Raw genomic sequence first — 17254 nt, forward strand, 5'->3', positions numbered from 1 at the left:
GACAAGCGCGACCGGTGAGGTGGCCGCTGCTCACACGTTGCGCTCGAAGATGAGCCGCAGCCCGAGCAGCGTCAGCTCCGGCTCGTAGCGGGTGACCGTCTCGCTGTGGTCGATCACCAGCGCCGCGAGCCCGCCGGTGGCGATGACGTGCACCGAGGACGGGTTGTCGGGGGCGAGCACCGCGGTGAGCCGGCGGACCATGCCGTCGACCTGCCCGGCGAAGCCGTAGAGGATGCCTGACTGCAGCGCCTCGACGGTGTTCTTGCCGATCGGGCTGCGCGGGGTCACAAGCTCCACCTTGCGTAGCTGCGCGGCGCGCGCGGCCAGCGCGTCGAGGGAGATCTCGATGCCGGGCGCCAGCGCGCCGCCGACGAAGTCCCCCCGAGCGTTGACGCAGTCGAAGTTCGTGGACGTGCCGAAGTCGACCACCACACACGGCCCGTCGACGAGGTGATGGGCCGCCGCGGCATTGCAGATGCGGTCGGTGCCCACCTCTTTCGGGTTGTCCATCAGCACGCCGACGCCCGTGCGCACGCCGGGCTCCACCAGCACGGTCGGCACGTCGGCGTAGTACCGGTCGAGCATCGTGCGCAGCTCGCGCAGCACGGCCGGCACGGTCGAGCAGGCTGCGATGCCCGACACCGCCGTCGTGCCGAGCAACCCGCGAAAGGCCAGCGCGAGCTCGTCGGCGGTGTTGCGGGCGTCGGACTTGATCCGCCACGAGTGGCGCATCTGATCGCCCTCGAACACGCCGATGACGGTGTTCGTGTTGCCGACGTCGATGGCGAGCAGCATGGCGGTCAACGTATCCGCTCGGCCTCACTCACAGCTCAACCGGCACGTTGTCGATCAGCCGGGTCGAGCCGAGCCGGGCGGCGATCAGCAGCCGGGCCGGCCCGTGCTCAGGGGTCTCGCCGAGATCCGCGCCGCGCAGCTCGAGGTAGTCGACCGCGATCCCAGGCGCCGCGGCGAGCTGCGCGGTCGCGGCGGCCAGCACGGCCTTGGCGCCGGCGGCGGACGCGGCCGCGCCGGTGAACAGCGCGCGGGAAAGCGCGACGGCCTGCGCCCGTTCGCCGTCGGACAGGTAGCGGTTGCGGCTGGACAGCGCCAGCCCGTCGTCCTCGCGCACCGTGGGCACGCCGACGACCGACAAGCCCATGTCGAGCTCGTCGACCATCCGCCGGATCACCGCCAGCTGCTGGTAGTCCTTCTCGCCGAAGTAGCCGCGGTCCGGCCGGACGAGATTGAAGAACTTCGCGACGACGGTGAGCACGCCGGCGAAATGGCCCGGACGAACCGTACCCTCGAGTATGTCGCCGAGTGGGCCTGGCGAGACGGTGATCGACGAGCCGCCCCCCGTCGGATAGACGTCGGTGACCGACGGCGCCCACACGACGTCGACGCCGGCGTCTGCGCACAGCGCGAGGTCGGCGTCCAGGGTGCGGGGGTAGCGCGCGAGGTCCTCGCTCGGCCCGAACTGCAGCGGGTTGACGAAGTTGGTTGTCACCACCGTCGCGCATTCGGCGCGGGCGGCGTCGAGCAACGCCCGGTGCCCGGCGTGCAGCGCGCCCATGGTCGGCACCAGCCCGATCGGAGCGGCCAGGCCGGCACGCACCCGCGCGAAGTCGTCGCGAGTCTGCACCACCTTCATCGCAACACCGTCATCGCAACACCGTCAGCGCAGCGTCTCGAGGACGGCGTCGGCCTGCTCGGCCGACAGCCGGCCGGCCGACAGCGCCCGCTCGGCCGTGCGCCGCGCCATCGCGCGATACGACGGCAGCAGCTGCGGCGCGGCCCGGGCGAGGGTGTCGAGATGCGCCCCGATCGTCGCTATGTCGCCACGCGACACGGGCCCGGTGAGCGCGGCGTCGCCCAACCGCAGGACGTTGTCCAACGAGGCGCTCAACAGCGGCGCGACGAGCCGGGCCGGCTCGCCGACACCGGCTTCGGCGAGCAGCGACAGGCAGTCGTTCACCAGCGTGACCAGGTGGTTGGAGCCGATGGTGAGCGCCGCGTGATAGAGCGAGCGCGCCGATTCCGGCACCCAGACGGGCTCGGCGCCCATCTCGACGACGAGCGTCTCGGCGACCGGCCGCAGGTCGTCCGGCGCGGTGACGCCGAAGGTCGCGCCGGCCAGGCGGTCGACGTCTTCCGGGCGCCCGGCGAAGGTCATGACCGGGTGCAGCGCGAGGGCGATCACCCCGCGCGCGGCGGCCGGGTCAAGCACGCCGATGCCCTGTGCGCCGGACGTGTGCGCGACGATCTGACCAGGGCGCCACGCGTCGGTGACGGCCAGCCCGGACACCAATGGGCGCAGCACGTCGTCGGGCACGGCGAGCAGCACGAACTCCGCGGCGCCGACCGTTTCGTCGACGGGCAGCACCGGCACGCCCGGCAAGAGTTGTGCGGCTCTGCGCAGCGACTGGGCGGACACCGCGCTGACCGCGACGATCTCGTGTCCGGCGCGGGCCAGGGCCGCGCCGAGCGCGCTGCCGACCCGGCCGACGCCGACGACGCCGACGCGCAGGCGCGCGGGACGCGACATCGACACGAGCGTCCTCTGGGGTCGGCGGCTGAACGCCTGCGAGCGTAGCGCCGCGCCGACGCCCGGCCCGGCGCCCGACGAGAGCGGTGGCCAGTCGTCCCAGCCCGGTAGGTTTTCTTCTCGTGAGCGAGCTGCAAGAGACGGTGGCGCACAGCGCGGACCTGGCCGACCTGCACGCGCCGGTGCCCACCCTGCTGCTGGAGCTGCAGACCCTCCTCGGCGCGCTGACCTCGACGGTGACCGCCGAATCCGACCGCGGCCGACGGCCGTTCCGGCCGGGTCCCGAGTGGGCGCAGCGGGTCGGCGAGCTTGCCTACGGCGTGTACCTGCTGGCCGACCAGTCAGAGGTCGACGTCGAGCCCGCGGTGCTGGCCACCGCGCGCCAACTGATGGCCCGCGCCCAGCAGGCGCGAGCGGCAGCTGATCGGGAATGGCCGTTCCAAGGCCAGTGACGCCCGAAAGGCCAGTGAGGACTCTCACCGGCGGCGCGCGGCATGGCGCCGACAGCGTGCTGCTCGAAGCGGGAATCCCTTGCTACACAAGGGATGTGGGAAAATTGCGCACTATGAGGACAGACAGCGGGCGGCCAGCTGCGAGCCGGCGTGGACAGGCGGCGTCGGCCGGCGCGCGGCGTCTCGCACCGGCTCGCCTGGTCCTGGCCGCGGGGCGCGCGCTGCTCAACGCGGCGGCCGGGTTGGTCTTGCGCCTGGTGCTGCCCTATGGACGCGGCGAAAACGTGCGGCTGCCGGCGGCGGGCACAGGCGATGGCGCGCTCATAGCCGAGGTCGTGCGCTTCGGGCTGTGCATGACGACGTTGGCCACCGAGCGCGGACTGATCGTGGTGCCGAACAGCCGGATGTTCTCCCGCGCCGACACGTCGTCGCGGCCTGCCCGCTAGACCGCGCGCGGCTCAATCGCCAGCCGGCGTGGCGGGGACGGTTGCGAGGCTGCAAGCCCGAGGTGCAGCAGCAAGAGGCGAATGGCAGCGGAGAGCGCGAGCCGGCGAATCGTGGTCATGGCGAAACGATGGCGCGTGACGGCTGGTCCGCACATCGCGCAGTTGCGCCAAACCTGCGCCCCTGGCTGTACAAGTAGAAGAAAAAAGCAAGCAGGCTTGCTTTCTCCCATCGAGGCTGCCAGGGTCGCGGCATGGCGGACGTGGCGGCGCTCGTCGCCGATCTGGCGGCGGAGGGCGCGGCGCTCGACGCGCTGGTCGCCGAACTGCCCGGCCCGCAGTGGGCTCGTCCGACGCCCGCAGCCGGCTGGACTGTCGCCCATCAGATCGGCCACCTGGCCTGGACGGACGAGGTCGCGACGTTGGCCGCGACCGACCCGGCGCGATTCCGGCAGGTCGTGGACGGCGCGGAGCAGGACGCGTACGGCGTCGTCGACGCCGCCGCAGAGGAACGCGCGGGCGTCCCGCCTGCGCAGCTGCTCGCAACCTGGCGGGCGGGGCGGGTGGCGCTCGGCGAGGCGTTGCTCGCCGTGCCGGCTGGGGAAAGGCTGCTGTGGTTCGGCCCGCCGATGAGCGCTGCGTCGATGGCGACGGCGCGGCTGATGGAGACCTGGGCGCACGGGCTGGACGTCGCGGACGCGCTCGGCGCGCCGACCGCTGCCAGCGAGCGGCTGAAGCACGTCGCGCATCTGGGCGTGCGCACCCGTGACTTCGCCTACCTGATTCGCGGCGAGCAGCCGCCCCCGTCGCCCTTTCGCGTCGAGCTCACCGGACCATCCGGCACGGTATGGACGTGGGGACCGGAAGGCGCCGGACAGAAGGTCAGTGGGCCGGCGCTCGACTTCTGCCTGCTCGTGACCCAGCGGCGCGCCCGCGCCGATCTCCAGCTCGTCGCCTCCGGCGCGGACGCCGACCGCTGGTTGGACATCGCCCAGGCGTTCGCCGGGCCGCCCGGCGCCGGCCGCGCGGCCGCGTTGGCGCCGCAGTGAGTCCGGCATGAGCCGCGCAGCACAGGCGCCGCTGCGGATCGCGAACGCCTCGGGCTTCTACGGCGATCGGTCGTCGGCGATGCTCGAGATGCTCACCGGCGGCGAGCTCGACGTGCTGACCGGCGACTACCTGGCCGAGCTGACGATGCTCATCCTGGCCCGCGACCGGAGCAAGAACCCCGAGCAGGGATATGCCAAGACCTTCCTGCGCCAGCTCGAGGGCTCGCTGGGCATAGCCCTCGACAAGGGCGTCAAGATCGTCGCCAACGCCGGCGGGCTCAATCCGGGCGGCCTGGCCGCGGCCATCCGCGCGTTGGCCGGCACGCTCGGCCTGGACCTCGCCGTGGCGCACGTCGAGGGCGACGACCTCATTGGCAGCACGGGCGAGCTCGGCCTCGGCGAGCCGCTCGCCGCCAACGCCTATCTCGGCGCGTGGGGCATCGCCGAGTGCCTGCGCTCCGGCGCGGACCTCGTCGTCACCGGCCGGGTCACCGACGCGTCGCTGGTCGTGGGGCCGGCGGCGGCGCACTACGGCTGGATGCGGTCCGACTGGGACGCGCTGGCCGGCGCCGTCGTCGCCGGGCACCTCATCGAGTGCGGGCCGCAGGCGACCGGCGGCAACTACGCGTTCTTCCGCGAGCTGCCCGATCTCGCCGCGCCCCTCGGCTTCCCGATCGCGGAGGTCTACGCCGACGGCGCCGCGGTGATCACCAAGCACCCAGGTACCGGCGGCGCCGTCACCGTCGACACCGTCACCGCCCAGTTGCTCTACGAGATCGGCGGCGCCCGCTACGCGGGACCGGACGTCACCGCGCGCTTCGACACCGTCCAGCTCGACAGCGACGGGCCGGATCGGGTGCGGATCGCCGGGGTGCGCGGCGAGCCGCCCCCGCCGACGTTAAAGGTGGGGCTGAACACGCTGGGCGGCTTTCGCAACGAGGTCACCTTCGTGCTCACCGGCTTGGACATCGAGGCCAAGGCGGACTTCGTGCGAGCCCAGCTCGCCCAGCTCGACGCCGCTCTCGACACCCGCTGGACACTGGCCCGCACCGACCACGCCGACGCCGGCGCGCAGGAGGAGGCCGCCGCGCTGCTGCGGTGCGTGGTGCGTGGCGACGACCCCAAGGCGCTGGGTCGCGCGTTCTCCGGGGCCGCGATCGAGCTGGCGCTGTCGTCCTACCCGGGCTTTCACGTGACCGCCCCGCCCGGCGAGGCGTCGCCCTACGGCGTGTTCAATTCGGCCTACATCGATCGGGGCCGGGTGCCGCACGTCGCCGTCTTGCCTGACGGCACGCGCGTGCCGATCGCCGTCGAGGGCGAGACGCGCGTGCTGGAGGACGTCCCCGAGCCGGCGCTCGAGCGGTTCGAGGGCGACGGTCCCACGCGCTCCGTACCTCTCGGTACGGTCTTCGGCGCCCGCAGCGGCGACAAGGGCGGCGCGGCAAACGTCGGCGTCTGGGCCCGTTCGGATGACGCCTTCGGGTGGCTTGCGCGTCGGCTCGACGTGCCGGCGTTCCAGCGACTGCTGCCCGAGACCGCGTCACTACCGGTCAGCCGGCACGTGCTGCCGAACCTGCGGGCGGTGAACTTCGTGGTCGACGACCTGCTGGGCGACGGCGTGGCGGCGAACGTCCGGCACGACCCGCAGGCGAAAGCCGTGGGCGAGTGGCTGCGATCGCGCATCGTCGAGTTGCCGGAGGCGCTGCTGTGACTCACGTCCGGCCGACGCTCGACCCGTTCGAGACCCCCGATCGGCGCGCGCTGCGCGACACCGTCCGACGTTTCGTGCAACGCGACGTCCTTCCGTACCAAGAGGTATGGGAGACAGACGGCGAGCTGCCGCGCAACCTGTCGAAGCGCGCCGCTGAGCTCGGCCTGCTCGGGCTGTCCTATCCCGAGGCCGTCGGCGGCGGCGGAGGCGACGCCATCGACGCCGTCGTGCTCGCCGAGGAGATGCACTACGCGGGCGCGGCAGCCGGCGTGTTCGCCTCGCTGTTCACGACCGGCATCACGCTGCCGCACATCGTCGCCGCGGGAGACGCCCGGCAGATCGAGGCGTATGTCCGGCCCGCGCTCGCCGGCGAACGGATCGGCTCGCTGGCGATCACCGAGCCAGACGGCGGTTCTGACGTCGCCAACCTGCGCACGACTGCCAAGCGCGACGGCGACGAGTACGTCGTCAACGGCGCCAAGACCTACATCACTTCGGGCGTGCGCGCGGACTTCGTCGTTGTCGCCGCGCGGACCGGCGACGCGGGCGCGCACGGGATCTCGCTGCTGATCGTGGACAAGCAGACGCCCGGGCTCGCTGTCTCGCGCAGGCTCGCGAAGATGGGCTGGCTCTGCTCGGACACCGCCGAGCTGTCCTTCGCCGACGTCCGGGTGCCGGCGGCGAACCTCGTCGGCGCGGTGAATTCCGGCTTCGCGCAGATCGCGCAGAACTTCGTGAGCGAGCGGATCGCGCTGGCGGTGCAGGCCTACGCCGCCGCGCAACGCTGCCTCGACGTGACGGTGCAGTGGTGCCGGGACCGGGAGACGTTCGGCCGGCCGCTGATCAGCCGCCAGCAGGTGCAGCACACGCTCGCCGAGATGGCCCGCCGGGTGGAGGTGGCCCGCGTGTACACCCGATCGGTCGCCGTCCGCTCTGCCGCCGACGAAAACCTGGTACGCGAGGCGTGCTTCGCGAAGAACACCGCCGTCGAGGCAGGGTCCTGGGTCGCCGACCAGGCGGTGCAGCTGCACGGCGGTCTCGGCTACATGCGCGAGTGCGAGGTCGAGCGGCAGTACCGCGACATGCGCATCCTCGGCATCGGCGGCGGCACCACGGAGATCCTCGCCGGCCTCGCCGCCAAGACCCTGGGCTACTTCGGATGAGCGTCCTGCGGACGAGCGTCGACCCGGGTTCTGCCGACTATCAGGCGAACCGCGCGGCGCTGCTCGGCCAACTGGCGGCTGTCCACGCCGAGCAGGCGAAGGCGGTCGCCGGCGGCGGCGCGAAATACGTCGACCGGCATCACCAGCGCGGCAAGCTGCTGGTCCGCGAGCGGATCGAGTTGCTGCTCGATCCCGGCGCCCCGTTCCTCGAGCTGTCGCCCCTCGCGGCGTGGGGCAGCGACTTCACCGTCGGGGCATCGGTGGTCACCGGCGTCGGCGTCGTCAACGGGGTCGAATGCATGATCAACGGCTCGGATCCGACGGTGCGCGGCGGCGCGTCCAACCCGTGGACGTTGAAGAAAGTGCTGCGCGCCAACGAGATCGCCCGGGAGAACCGGCTGCCGGTGATCGGCCTGGTGGAGTCCGGCGGCGCGGATCTGCCTACCCAGAAGGAGATCTTCATCCCGGGCGGCCAGATGTTCCGCGACCTCACCCGACTGTCCGCCGCGGGCATCCCGACGATCGCGCTCGTCTTCGGCAACTCGACCGCCGGCGGCGCGTACATCCCGGGCATGAGCGACTTCGTCGTGATGATCAAAGAGCGCTCGAAGGTGTTCCTCGCCGGTCCGCCGCTGGTCAAGATGGCCACCGGCGAGGAGTCCGACGACGAGTCGCTCGGCGGCGCGGAGATGCACGCGCGGCGCTCCGGGCTCGCCGACTACTTCGCGGCCGACGAGCACGACGCGATCCGGCTCGGCCGGCAGATCGTCGGCCGGCTGAATTGGCGCAAGCAGGGGCCGTCGCCGAAACCAGATCCCGCCGAGCCGCTGCACGACCCCGAGGACCTGCTCGGCATAGTCCCGGCCGACCTGAAGTCGCCCTTCGACCCGCGCGAGGTGATCGGCCGGATCGTCGACGGCAGCGACTTCGACGAGTTCAAGCCGCTGTACGGCTCGTCGCTGGTCACCGGCTGGGCGCAGCTGCACGGGTTCCCGATCGGCGTCCTCGCCAACGCCCGCGGCGTGCTGTTCAGCGAGGAGGCGCAGAAGGCGGCGCAGTTCATCCAGCTCGCCAACCGCGCGGACACCCCGCTCGTGTTCCTGCAGAACACCACCGGGTACATGGTCGGTCGCGAGTACGAGCAGGCCGGCATCATCAAGCACGGCGCGCTGATGATCAACGCGGTGTCGAACTCGCGGGTGCCGCACTTCACGATCACCATGGGCGCGTCGTATGGCGCCGGCAACTACGGGATGTGCGGACGCGCGTACGCCCCGCGGTTCCTGTTCACCTGGCCCTCGGCGAAGTCCGCGGTGATGGGCCCGGCGCAGTTGGCCGGGGTGATGACCATCGTGGCCCGGCAGGCGGCCGAGGCGCGCGGCCAGGACTTCGACGAGGACGGCGCGGCGCAGCTGCGGGCCTACGTCGAGGCGCAGATCGAGGAGCAGTCGCTCGCGCCGTTCCTGTCCGGGATGCTCTACGACGACGGCATCATCGACCCGCGCGACACGAGGACGGCGCTGGGGATCGCGCTGTCCGCCGCGCACAACGCCCCGGTGTCCGGCGCGGACGGCTACGGGGTGTTCAGACTGTGACCGGCCGCCGCGCAGATCTTGACACCGGAGCGTCGTCATGACGCCGCCGGAATATCAAGATCGCGAGATCCGCACCGTGCTCGTCGCCAATCGCGGCGAGATCGCGCGCCGGGTGTTCCGCACCTGCCGGGCGCTCGGCCTCGGCACGGTCGCCGTCTTCGCCGACCCGGACGCCGAGGCGCCGCACGTCGCCGAGGCCGACGCGGCGGTCCGGCTGCCGGGCGCCGCGCCGGCCGACACCTACCTCCGCGCGGACCTGATCATCGACGCGGCGAAGCGATCGGGCGCGGACGCCGTGCACCCGGGCTACGGGTTCTTGTCCGAGAACGCCGACTTCGCCGCGGCCGTCGGCGCCGCCGGGCTGACCTGGATCGGCCCGTCACCGCAGGCCATCGCGGCGATGGGCAGCAAGATCGAGGCGAAAAAGCTGATGGCCGCGGCGGGCGTGCCGGTGCTGGCCGAGCTGCCGCCCGATCGCGTCACCGACGCCGACCTGCCGGTCCTGATCAAGGCGAGCGCGGGCGGCGGCGGCCGCGGGATGCGGGTCGTGCGCGACCTCGGCGACCTGCCCGGCGAGCTGGCGGCCGCGCGCGCCGAGGCTGCCAGCGCCTTCGGCGACCCGACGGTCTTCTGCGAGCCGTACCTCGCCACCGGCCGGCATCTCGAGGTGCAGGTCCTGGCCGACCAACACAGCACGGTCTGGGCGGTCGGCGAGCGCGAGTGCTCGATCCAGCGCCGGCACCAGAAGGTGATCGAAGAGGCGCCCTCGCCGCTCGCCGAACGGGTCGAGGGGCTGCGCGAGCAGCTGTTCGCCGCCGCCCGCGCAGCCGCTCGCACGATCGGCTACACCGGCGCCGGGACAGTCGAGTTCCTCGTCGAGGAACGTCCGGACGGCTGCCGGGTCGCCTTCCTCGAGATGAACACCCGCCTGCAGGTCGAGCACCCGGTTACCGAGTGCACCACCGGCCTCGACCTGGTGGCGCTGCAGCTGGCGGTCGCGCGCGGCGAGCGGCTGCCGGCCGACCCGCCGACGCCGCGCGGCGCCGCCATCGAGGTGCGGCTGTACGCCGAGCGGCCAGGTGCCGATTGGCAGCCGCAATCCGGCACGCTGCACCGCGTGGAGATCCCCGGCGTCGACGTCGAGTTCGCGGCGCCGACCGCCGCCGCCGGGGTGCGCTTGGACAGCGGCGTCGCCGCCGGCAGCGTCGTCGGCGTGCACTACGACCCGATGCTGGCGAAGGTGATCGCCTGGGCGCCACGGCGCGCGGATGCCGTCAGCGCGCTCGCCCGCGCGCTCGCCCGCGCGGAGCTGCACGGCGTGGTCACCAATCGCGACCTGCTGGTGCGCGTGCTGCGGCACCCGGCGTTCCTCGCCGGCGACACCGACACCGCATTCTTCGCCACCCATGGCCTCGCCGAGCTCGCCGCTCCGCTCGCGGACGCCGGGACGCGGCGGCTGGCCGCGCTCGCCGCCGCGCTTGGACTTGACGCGGCCGCCCGCACGGCGGCGCCGGTCCTGCGCGGCGTGCCGTCGGGGTGGCGCAACGTGGTCAGCCAGCCGCAGCATGTCGCGTTCGGCACGGACGACGACCCCGACGACCTGGACGTCTGCTACCGGGTCGGTCGCGACGGGCTGAGCGCAGCAGGATTCAGCGCCGAGGGGTTCGCCGACGTCGCGCTCGTGCGCGCCGATCCCGACGAGGTGGTGCTCGACGTCGCGGGCGTGCGCCACCGGTTCGCGGTGGCCGCGTACGACGACGACGTATTCGTCGACAGCGCCCTCGGTGCGGTGGCGCTGCGCCGGCTGCCGCGCTTCCGCGATCCGGCCGAGCAGATTGCGCCCGGCTCGCTGCGCGCGCCGATGCCGGGGACGGTCGTGCGGGTCGCCGTCGCGGTCGGCGAGCAGGTCGCCGCGGGCGCGCCGCTGCTGTGGCTCGAGGCGATGAAGATGCAGCATCGGATCGACGCGCCGGTCGCCGGCGTCGTCGTCCAGCTGCCCGTCCGCGAGGGCGAGCAGATCGATGTCGGGGCCGTCCTGGCCGTGGTGGAACAGGAGTGACGATGGACTTTCGCGAGAACGCGGAGCAGACGGCGCTGCGGCAGGCGGTAGCCGATCTGGGCAAGCGCTACGGGCATGAGTACGCCGCGCCGCGAGCGCGGGCGCGGGAACCGCTCACCGAGCTGTGGGACGAGGCCGGGCGCAGCGGCTTCCTGGGCGTCAATCTGCCCGCGGAGTACGGCGGCGGCGGCGCTGGGATGACCGAGCTCGCGATCGTCGGCGAGGAGCTCAACGCCGCAGGTTGCGGGCTGCTGCTGATCGTCGTCTCCCCCGCCATCTGCGGCACGATCATCGGCAGGTTCGGATCCGAGAAGCAGAAGCAGCGCTGGCTGCCGGGCCTCGCCGACGGCTCGACGATCATGGCCTTCGGCATCACCGAGCCGGACGCCGGCTCGAACTCGCACCGCATCACCACCACGGCGCGGCGCGACGGCGGCGACTGGCTGCTCACTGGTCGCAAGTACTACGTGTCCGGCGTGGACGTCGCCGACGCGGTGCTGATCGTCGCCCGGACTGAAGACGCGAAGACCGGCCGGCTGAAACCCGCGCTGTTCGCGGTGCCCACCGACGCGCCCGGCTTCGAGCGCACGCCTATCGACATGGACGTCGTGATGCCGGACAAGCAGTTCATGCTCTACCTGGACGACGTCCGGCTGCCCGCCGACGCGCTCATCGGCGAGGAGGACGCGGCGCTCGCGCAGCTGTTCGCCGGGCTGAACCCGGAGCGGATCATGGCGGCGGCCGGCTCGGTCGGCATGGGCCGCTACGCGCTCGACAAGGCCGCCGCATACGCCAACCAGCGGGCGGTCTGGGGGGCGCCGATCGGCACCCACCAGGGCGTCGCGCACCCCTTGGCGAAGGCCAAGGTCGAACTCGAGCTGGCCAAGTTGATGATGCAGAAGGCCGCGTCTCTCTTCGACGAGGGCGACGACATGGCGGCCGGCGAGTCGGCGAACATGGCGAAGTACGCCGCGGCCGAGGCCTCGATCGCGGCGGTGGACGCGGCGGTGCAGACGCACGGCGGCAACGGCCTGGCGCACGAGTACGGGCTCGGCAACCTCGTCCTCGGCGCCCGGGTGGCCCGCATCGCGCCGGTGAGCCGCGAGATGATCCTCAACTTCGTCGCCCAGTTCAGCCTGGGCCTGCCGAAGTCGTACTGATGGCACTCGTCCAGCGCAGCGCCAACCGCGCGATCGTCACGCTCACCCTCGACTCGCCGGCTAATCGCAACGCGCTCTCCGCGGCGCTCGTCGGTGAGCTGCGCGAACACCTCGCCACCGCGGCGGAGGACGCGGCCGTCCGCGCGATCGTGCTCACGCATGCCGGCACGGTGTTCTGCGCGGGCGCCGACCTGCGTGAACAGGCGGCCGAAGGCGGCCCGCAGGCCGGCACCGCCCGGATGCTGGACCTGCTGCGCGCGATCGTCGAGTTGCCCAAACCGGTGGTCGCGCGGGTCGACGGCGCGGTGCGGGCCGGCGGCATCGGCCTCGTCGCGGCCTGCGACCTGGCGTTCGCGACCCGCAGCACGTCCTTCGCGTTCACCGAAGTGCGCCTCGGGCTGGCGCCGGCGATCATCTCGCTCACCACGCTCGGCCGGCTCACCGAGCGGGCAGCCGCGCGCTACTACCTCACCGGGGAGACGTTCGACGGCGCGACGGCGGCGGCGAGCGGGCTGGTCACCGGTTGCCTGGACGACGCCCCGGCGCTCGACGCCGAGATCGCCGCGGTGGCCGACGCACTGCGCGCCTGCTCGCCACAGGGCCTGGCGGAGACCAAGCCGCTGACCACCCGGACCACGCGTGCGGCCTTTGACGAGCGGGCGGAGCAGCTGCAGCAGCTCTCGGCGCGGCTGTTCGGCTCGGCCGAGGCCAGCGAGGGCATGCAGGCGTTCTTGCAGCGGCGGCCGCCGCGATGGGCATCCGGTTGACCTCGCCGGACGTCGTGGCCCCGCTCAGCCCGACGTCGGTTGCCACGCGCGAGCCGCAGCAGGACCGCTCCCGCGCCACGCGCGCCCGCCTGCTCGGCTCGGCGATCAGCTGCCTGGCCGAGCTCGGCTGGAGCGCGAGCACGGTTGCGGTGGTGGCCGAGCACGCAGGCGTCTCGCGGGGCGCCGCGCAGCACCACTTCCCCACTCGCGAGGCCCTGTTCACCGCCGCGCTCGAGCACGTCACGCACGAACGCGGCGCGCAGTTGCGCCGCCAGGCGGCCGAGCATCGAGCCGAGCTCGACACCGAGGCGATCGTCTCGCTGGTGTTCGAGCTGTTCGGCGGGACGTTCTTTCGCGCTGCCCTGATGCTGTGGGTGGCCGCCGCGGCCGATGACGCCCTGCGAACGCAGATCGTCCCGCTCGAGGCGCGGATCGGCCGCGAGGTGCACCGCGTCGTGGTGGATCTGCTCGGCGTGGACGAGCACCTGCCGGGCGTGCGCGAGACCGTCCAGGCCACGCTCGATCTGGCCCGCGGTCTCGGGTTGGCGAACCTGCTCAGCGACGACAGCGCCCGCCGGGCCGGGATCACCAGGCAGTGGGCGTCGATGCTCGACGCCACGCTGCCCGGCCGCAGCGCGAGCGCTTGACCTCGGCGCCAGCACGCCGCGATACGGCGCGAATAGCCGCGCGTGCCGGTTCAGTCTTCGATGCCCGAGCCGGGATCTCTCTGGATCACAATGTCTGTCATGCCTGATCCTTGGGGCCTCGAGCAACCGCCAGCCGAGAGCGACGCGACGACGGCTCTGCCGCCGCGCCTCGCTCGTCTGGCTGCGGTTCAAGCGACCGGCATCGCGCTCACGCACGAAGACCCCTACGCGCAGGACTTCCCCTCCGCCGCGGAGCTACCCGAGGTCGAGGCGCTGATGATCCAGGGGTGGCGCCCGCTGCACGACGCGCCGCTCTACTGCCTGCTCCCGGCGGCTTGGCCCGCCGAGCACCGCGCCTGGATCCCGGACCGACTGCCAAGGGTCGGGATGGGCGGCACGACCGACACCTACTGGAGCGAGATCGTCGCGCTGCCCCACGACGAGGACTGGCCCGAGGACTATCCAGCCAAGCAAGCGCAGGCCGTCGGCCTTCCGGACCCGCCGGCGGACCGGACCTGGCTTCTGCGCTCACCCTGGCCGCGGATCCCGGTCTCGGTGATCTACGAGATCATTTGGTCTGTTGTGGATGGCAACGCCATCGAGGACGAGATCGCCGAGGTCTACCGCGTCGCCGCCGATGTCCTGACCTGGGACGAGCAACAAGCCCTGGACGCCTGCCCAGCTGACACCCGTGCGCTTCTCGATGCCTGGGCAGATGCAGGTCGGGTCGGCGAGGCCGCATCCGAACTGATCGAGCAGCGTTTGCTGCCTGCTGCCCTCGATGATGCGCTCAGGCGCACCCAGCTCGACGAGCCGATCCTGCTCGCCTGGCTGTCCTCGCTGGAAAGCGAACTTGATGACGACGCGATCGACTTCATCAACGCGTGGCGCGCGAGCGGGCTGCCCGGGAACCCGCCGACAGCTGCAAACCGCTACCTCGAGCGCGATCTCGTCGAGCTGCAGACCTGGATCGATGCCGGCTTCGATCTCTACGCCGCGTCCCAGCTCGAACTCGCCGGACTCGACGCCGCCATCCGCTGGCGCGAGGCGGGGTTCGACGAGGCCGACACCTACGAACTGCTCCGCTCCGATCCCGCCCTCACGCCAGAAGAAGCACGCGCCTTCGACCTGGCCGGCACCGCGCGCGACCAACGCCGCGACTGGATCTACTACGGGTTCAGCGCAGCGCAAGCCGCCGACTGGACGGCCATGGGTCTGACTCCCTATCAAGCCCGAATGTGGCGCGCATGCAACAAGGAACCTGCGGATGTCCAACCTGGGCAGCGGTTCCCGCCGCAGCTGCTCGAAGGGCGCCGCTACATCGCGTTCAACCAGACGGAGGATGGCGAAAGGTCGAACTCCGAGTGGGACGAGATCCCGGACCCCCCAGGAACCCGCGGACGTCGGGCGCGCCGTTGGGGCGGCGACGACGATGCCTGGAGCAATACCGACTGAGCAGACGCTTACGCAGCGAAGTCAGGCCGGACGAACCTGAGATTCAAACGCGTCTCGAAGCAAGACCTGAACAGTGACGGGATCGCCCGCGGCATCGGTCGAGCACATCACGCAGCCAGGCGACACACGGTGCCACCAGATACCTCGCACCGGCAGAACGGCGACGCTCGCCTGCACCGCGCCGATGTCGACATTGCAATCGAAGGCGACATCCTCCGCGGTCTGCTTCATCACCGACCAGTCCAGGGGTGACCCCGAGACTCCATCCCGCGCAGGCGACGGCCGAGCAGATTCCCATTGCTTGAAAGCCGCGAAGCTCGCTCTGGCCGCAGCCCGCAGAGCTGGGCGATCAGCGAGCGCCTCGAAGTCCGGCGGATCGCAAACGGCCTCGTGGTCAGCTACTCGCCGTCGTGCGCGGTCCCGCGCGTGGCCGCGGTCATTTTGGCGATCCTTGAATTCGAGTTCGAGGATCTGCCCCCACCACCGTCGCCACTGATCGACCGCGTCGCGGCGCACACCCGCATCCAGGACACCAGCCACGTCCGGAACTGCACCGATCAGAGAAGGGAGGTCCCCAGCTGGCCCCGCGAGATCAAGCCCAGCGGCCTCCCGGACGAACAGAGCCAGCTCGATCAAGTAGCCGCCCTTGACTTCAAGCCGCCACGACGACGTCTCCGCCAACCGCACCTCAACATCACCTCCTGGACAAGGACGTTACGTCGAAGGCGCTGTCCAGCGAACGGCAGGTCTCTCACCGGACCCATGATTCTGTCGTACCCTCGTTCTATTCTTGAATCATGGTCGAGGGCGGCGATTTGGCGGAGGGTGCGCGGTTGCTGCGCGCCGGAGTCGACCTGTTGCTCGGCGCTTCGTTGACCACCCCCGACTCGGCAGGTCTGGTCGAAGCGTTGGACGAGTTGGAGGTTCAACGGCGTCGCCTGGAGGCGGTCGATCAGCGGCTGGTCGCTGAGCTGGGCGAGCGCTACGTCGCTGGCGAATTCGGCGCGACGGGCACCGCCGCGTTGCTGATGCAGCGGTTGCGGGTCAGTCCGGGTGAGGCGAAAGCGAGGGTGGCGCGGGCACGGGATCTCGGGCCGCGTCGGGCGGTGTCCGGCGAACAGCTGGAACCGTTGCTGCCGGCCACGTCGGCCGCCGTGGCCGACGGCGCGATTTCGGCTGCCGGGCACGGGGCGGTGATCACTCGGGTGTTGGACCGGGTCCCGGCCGACCTGCCAGGCGAGGCGGTCGCGGTCGCGGAGGCGTTCCTGGTGCAGGCCGCCCGCCACCAGCACCCACAAGCATTGGCCCGGACCGGGGAACTGCTGCTCGCCCGCCTCGACCCTGACGGCCGCGCACCCCGCGATGAGGAGATTCAGCGCCGCCGCGACGTCACCGTCGTGCAACACGCAAACGGGTCCGCGGCAGGCCGTGTCCAGCTCACCGCCGCCTGCGCCGCCGCGGTGCAGACCGTTCTCGACGCCCTGTCCGCGCCCTGCTCCACCCAGGATGCCGACGGCAACGAGATCCGCGACCCCCGCACGGCCGGGCAGCGCCGCCACGACGCGCTGCACGAGGCGATGCTGCGGCTGCTCAGATCCGGCGACCTCCCCGCCGCCGGCGGCGTCCCGGTCACCATCCTCGCCCTCGCCTCCATCACCGACCTCGCCGCACAACTGCCCCTCAACAGCAACAACAACGCCGCAGACGCGGACGACACCGCCGCGGACGACACCGCAGACAGGGCCGGCGAAGTGTTCATCGACACGGCGGGCGCAAGGACCGGGACCGACCTCTGCCCTGCCGCCGACACAGCAGCGGCGCTGACCGGCACCGTGAAAACGGCCGCGACTGCGATGAGCGGCCTGGGTGGCGGCGTCGCGGTCACCGGACACGGCGCCATCATCACCCTGCAGCAACTGCTCGACATGGCCACCGACGCCGACATCATCCCCATCTACTGCAACGACACCGGCGGCATCCTCGCCTACGGCCGCGCCAAACGCCTCGCCGCCCGCGGGCAACGCCTCGTCCTTGCCGCCCGCGACCGCGGCTGCGTCATGCCCGGCTGCGACCGCCCCCCAGCCTGGACCGAAGTGCACCACATCATCCCGTGGGCACCACACGGGCTCACCGACATCGACAACCTCTGCCTGCTGAGCCTGTCGCACGAATCGCGTGCCTGCGCCGTGATGATCTTGGTTTGGGCGA

Annotated in this window: 16 protein-coding genes; 12 read left to right on the forward strand and 4 right to left on the reverse strand. The window is 71.9% G+C overall.

Translation table 11 applies throughout. From position 1 onward, the window contains the following. Positions 1-30: 30 nt before the first annotated feature. Genes ACFFBG_RS16820 through ACFFBG_RS16830 form a run of 3 tightly spaced genes read right to left on the reverse strand, consistent with a single transcriptional unit; the run spans position 31 to position 2545 of the window. Positions 31-795, reverse strand: coding sequence for a type III pantothenate kinase (locus tag ACFFBG_RS16820; protein WP_375480709.1), 765 nt, complete (start codon positions 793-795; stop codon positions 31-33). Between the two features lie 28 nt (positions 796-823). Beyond that, positions 824-1651, reverse strand: coding sequence for a pantoate--beta-alanine ligase (panC, locus tag ACFFBG_RS16825; RefSeq protein ID WP_375480710.1), 828 nt, complete (start codon positions 1649-1651; stop codon positions 824-826). 24 nt (positions 1652-1675) lie between these two features. Further along, complete coding sequence (locus tag ACFFBG_RS16830) at positions 1676-2545, reverse strand: Rossmann-like and DUF2520 domain-containing protein (protein WP_375480711.1); 870 nt, start codon at positions 2543-2545, stop codon at positions 1676-1678. Between the two features lie 122 nt (positions 2546-2667). Between ACFFBG_RS16830 and ACFFBG_RS16835 the strand changes: the two genes are divergently transcribed. From ACFFBG_RS16835 to ACFFBG_RS16885, 11 genes are all read left to right on the forward strand, one after another. Beyond that, complete coding sequence (locus tag ACFFBG_RS16835; protein WP_375480712.1) at positions 2668-2997, forward strand: hypothetical protein; 330 nt, start codon at positions 2668-2670, stop codon at positions 2995-2997. Between the two features lie 113 nt (positions 2998-3110). After that, positions 3111-3443: a hypothetical protein gene (locus tag ACFFBG_RS16840; RefSeq protein ID WP_375480713.1), complete on the forward strand. Its 333-nt coding sequence runs from the start codon at positions 3111-3113 to the stop codon at positions 3441-3443. A 251-nt stretch (positions 3444-3694) separates the two neighbouring features. Then, on the forward strand, positions 3695-4489 hold the full coding sequence (locus tag ACFFBG_RS16845) for a TIGR03084 family metal-binding protein (protein ID WP_375480714.1): 795 nt from the start codon (positions 3695-3697) through the stop codon (positions 4487-4489). 7 nt (positions 4490-4496) lie between these two features. After that, a complete protein-coding gene (locus ACFFBG_RS16850) occupies positions 4497-6200 on the forward strand; it encodes an acyclic terpene utilization AtuA family protein (RefSeq protein WP_375480715.1) in 1704 nt (567 codons plus the stop codon). After that, positions 6197-7363, forward strand: coding sequence for an acyl-CoA dehydrogenase family protein (locus ACFFBG_RS16855; protein WP_375480716.1), 1167 nt, complete (start codon positions 6197-6199; stop codon positions 7361-7363). Before ACFFBG_RS16850 ends, ACFFBG_RS16855 begins: the two co-directional genes overlap by 4 nt. Continuing rightward, positions 7360-8958, forward strand: coding sequence for an acyl-CoA carboxylase subunit beta (locus ACFFBG_RS16860; protein ID WP_375480717.1), 1599 nt, complete (start codon positions 7360-7362; stop codon positions 8956-8958). Before ACFFBG_RS16855 ends, ACFFBG_RS16860 begins: the two co-directional genes overlap by 4 nt. Positions 8959-8995: 37 nt before the next feature. Then, positions 8996-11017 (forward strand): acetyl/propionyl/methylcrotonyl-CoA carboxylase subunit alpha, encoded by a 2022-nt coding sequence (locus ACFFBG_RS16865; protein ID WP_375480718.1) that lies wholly within the window; start codon positions 8996-8998, stop codon positions 11015-11017. Between the two features lie 2 nt (positions 11018-11019). Next, positions 11020-12177, forward strand: coding sequence for an acyl-CoA dehydrogenase family protein (locus tag ACFFBG_RS16870; protein WP_375480719.1), 1158 nt, complete (start codon positions 11020-11022; stop codon positions 12175-12177). Beyond that, on the forward strand, positions 12177-12944 hold the full coding sequence (locus ACFFBG_RS16875) for an enoyl-CoA hydratase family protein (protein WP_375480720.1): 768 nt from the start codon (positions 12177-12179) through the stop codon (positions 12942-12944). The genes ACFFBG_RS16870 and ACFFBG_RS16875 overlap by 1 nt, the downstream gene beginning before the upstream one ends. Continuing rightward, entirely contained in the window at positions 12929-13591 is a 663-nt protein-coding gene (locus ACFFBG_RS16880) for a TetR/AcrR family transcriptional regulator (RefSeq protein ID WP_375480721.1), read from the forward strand. Before ACFFBG_RS16875 ends, ACFFBG_RS16880 begins: the two co-directional genes overlap by 16 nt. Before the next feature lie 60 nt (positions 13592-13651). Then, a complete protein-coding gene (locus ACFFBG_RS16885) occupies positions 13652-15046 on the forward strand; it encodes a hypothetical protein (RefSeq protein WP_375480722.1) in 1395 nt (464 codons plus the stop codon). A 21-nt stretch (positions 15047-15067) separates the two neighbouring features. On the opposite strand, the gene ACFFBG_RS16890 is transcribed toward ACFFBG_RS16885, so the two are convergent. Beyond that, on the reverse strand, positions 15068-15733 hold the full coding sequence (locus ACFFBG_RS16890) for a hypothetical protein (protein WP_375480723.1): 666 nt from the start codon (positions 15731-15733) through the stop codon (positions 15068-15070). 110 nt (positions 15734-15843) lie between these two features. On the opposite strand from ACFFBG_RS16890, the gene ACFFBG_RS16895 reads away from it, so the two are divergent. Next, on the forward strand, positions 15844-17254 hold a 1411-nt coding region (locus ACFFBG_RS16895; protein WP_375480724.1), incomplete at its 3' end, for a DUF222 domain-containing protein.

It is taken from the genome of uncultured Jatrophihabitans sp., from assembly GCF_964251945.1.
GTDB lineage: Bacteria > Actinomycetota > Actinomycetes > Mycobacteriales > Jatrophihabitantaceae > Jatrophihabitans.

What these genes read in the sequence shown, in the direction of transcription:
- ACFFBG_RS16830 (WP_375480711.1), bottom strand. Translation starts at nt 2,545, where the DNA reads ATGTCGCGTCCCGCGCGCCTGCGCGTCGGCGTCGTCGGCGTCGGCCGG.
- ACFFBG_RS16880 (WP_375480721.1), top strand. Translation starts at nt 12,929, where the DNA reads ATGGGCATCCGGTTGACCTCGCCGGACGTCGTGGCCCCGCTCAGCCCG.
- ACFFBG_RS16820 (WP_375480709.1), bottom strand. Translation starts at nt 795, where the DNA reads ATGCTGCTCGCCATCGACGTCGGCAACACGAACACCGTCATCGGCGTG.
- ACFFBG_RS16865 (WP_375480718.1), top strand. Translation starts at nt 8,996, where the DNA reads ATGACGCCGCCGGAATATCAAGATCGCGAGATCCGCACCGTGCTCGTC.
- ACFFBG_RS16850 (WP_375480715.1), top strand. Translation starts at nt 4,497, where the DNA reads ATGAGCCGCGCAGCACAGGCGCCGCTGCGGATCGCGAACGCCTCGGGC.
- panC (WP_375480710.1), bottom strand. Translation starts at nt 1,651, where the DNA reads ATGAAGGTGGTGCAGACTCGCGACGACTTCGCGCGGGTGCGTGCCGGC.
- ACFFBG_RS16840 (WP_375480713.1), top strand. Translation starts at nt 3,111, where the DNA reads ATGAGGACAGACAGCGGGCGGCCAGCTGCGAGCCGGCGTGGACAGGCG.
- ACFFBG_RS16875 (WP_375480720.1), top strand. Translation starts at nt 12,177, where the DNA reads ATGGCACTCGTCCAGCGCAGCGCCAACCGCGCGATCGTCACGCTCACC.
- ACFFBG_RS16885 (WP_375480722.1), top strand. Translation starts at nt 13,652, where the DNA reads ATGCCCGAGCCGGGATCTCTCTGGATCACAATGTCTGTCATGCCTGAT.
- ACFFBG_RS16845 (WP_375480714.1), top strand. Translation starts at nt 3,695, where the DNA reads ATGGCGGACGTGGCGGCGCTCGTCGCCGATCTGGCGGCGGAGGGCGCG.
- ACFFBG_RS16860 (WP_375480717.1), top strand. Translation starts at nt 7,360, where the DNA reads ATGAGCGTCCTGCGGACGAGCGTCGACCCGGGTTCTGCCGACTATCAG.
- ACFFBG_RS16870 (WP_375480719.1), top strand. Translation starts at nt 11,020, where the DNA reads ATGGACTTTCGCGAGAACGCGGAGCAGACGGCGCTGCGGCAGGCGGTA.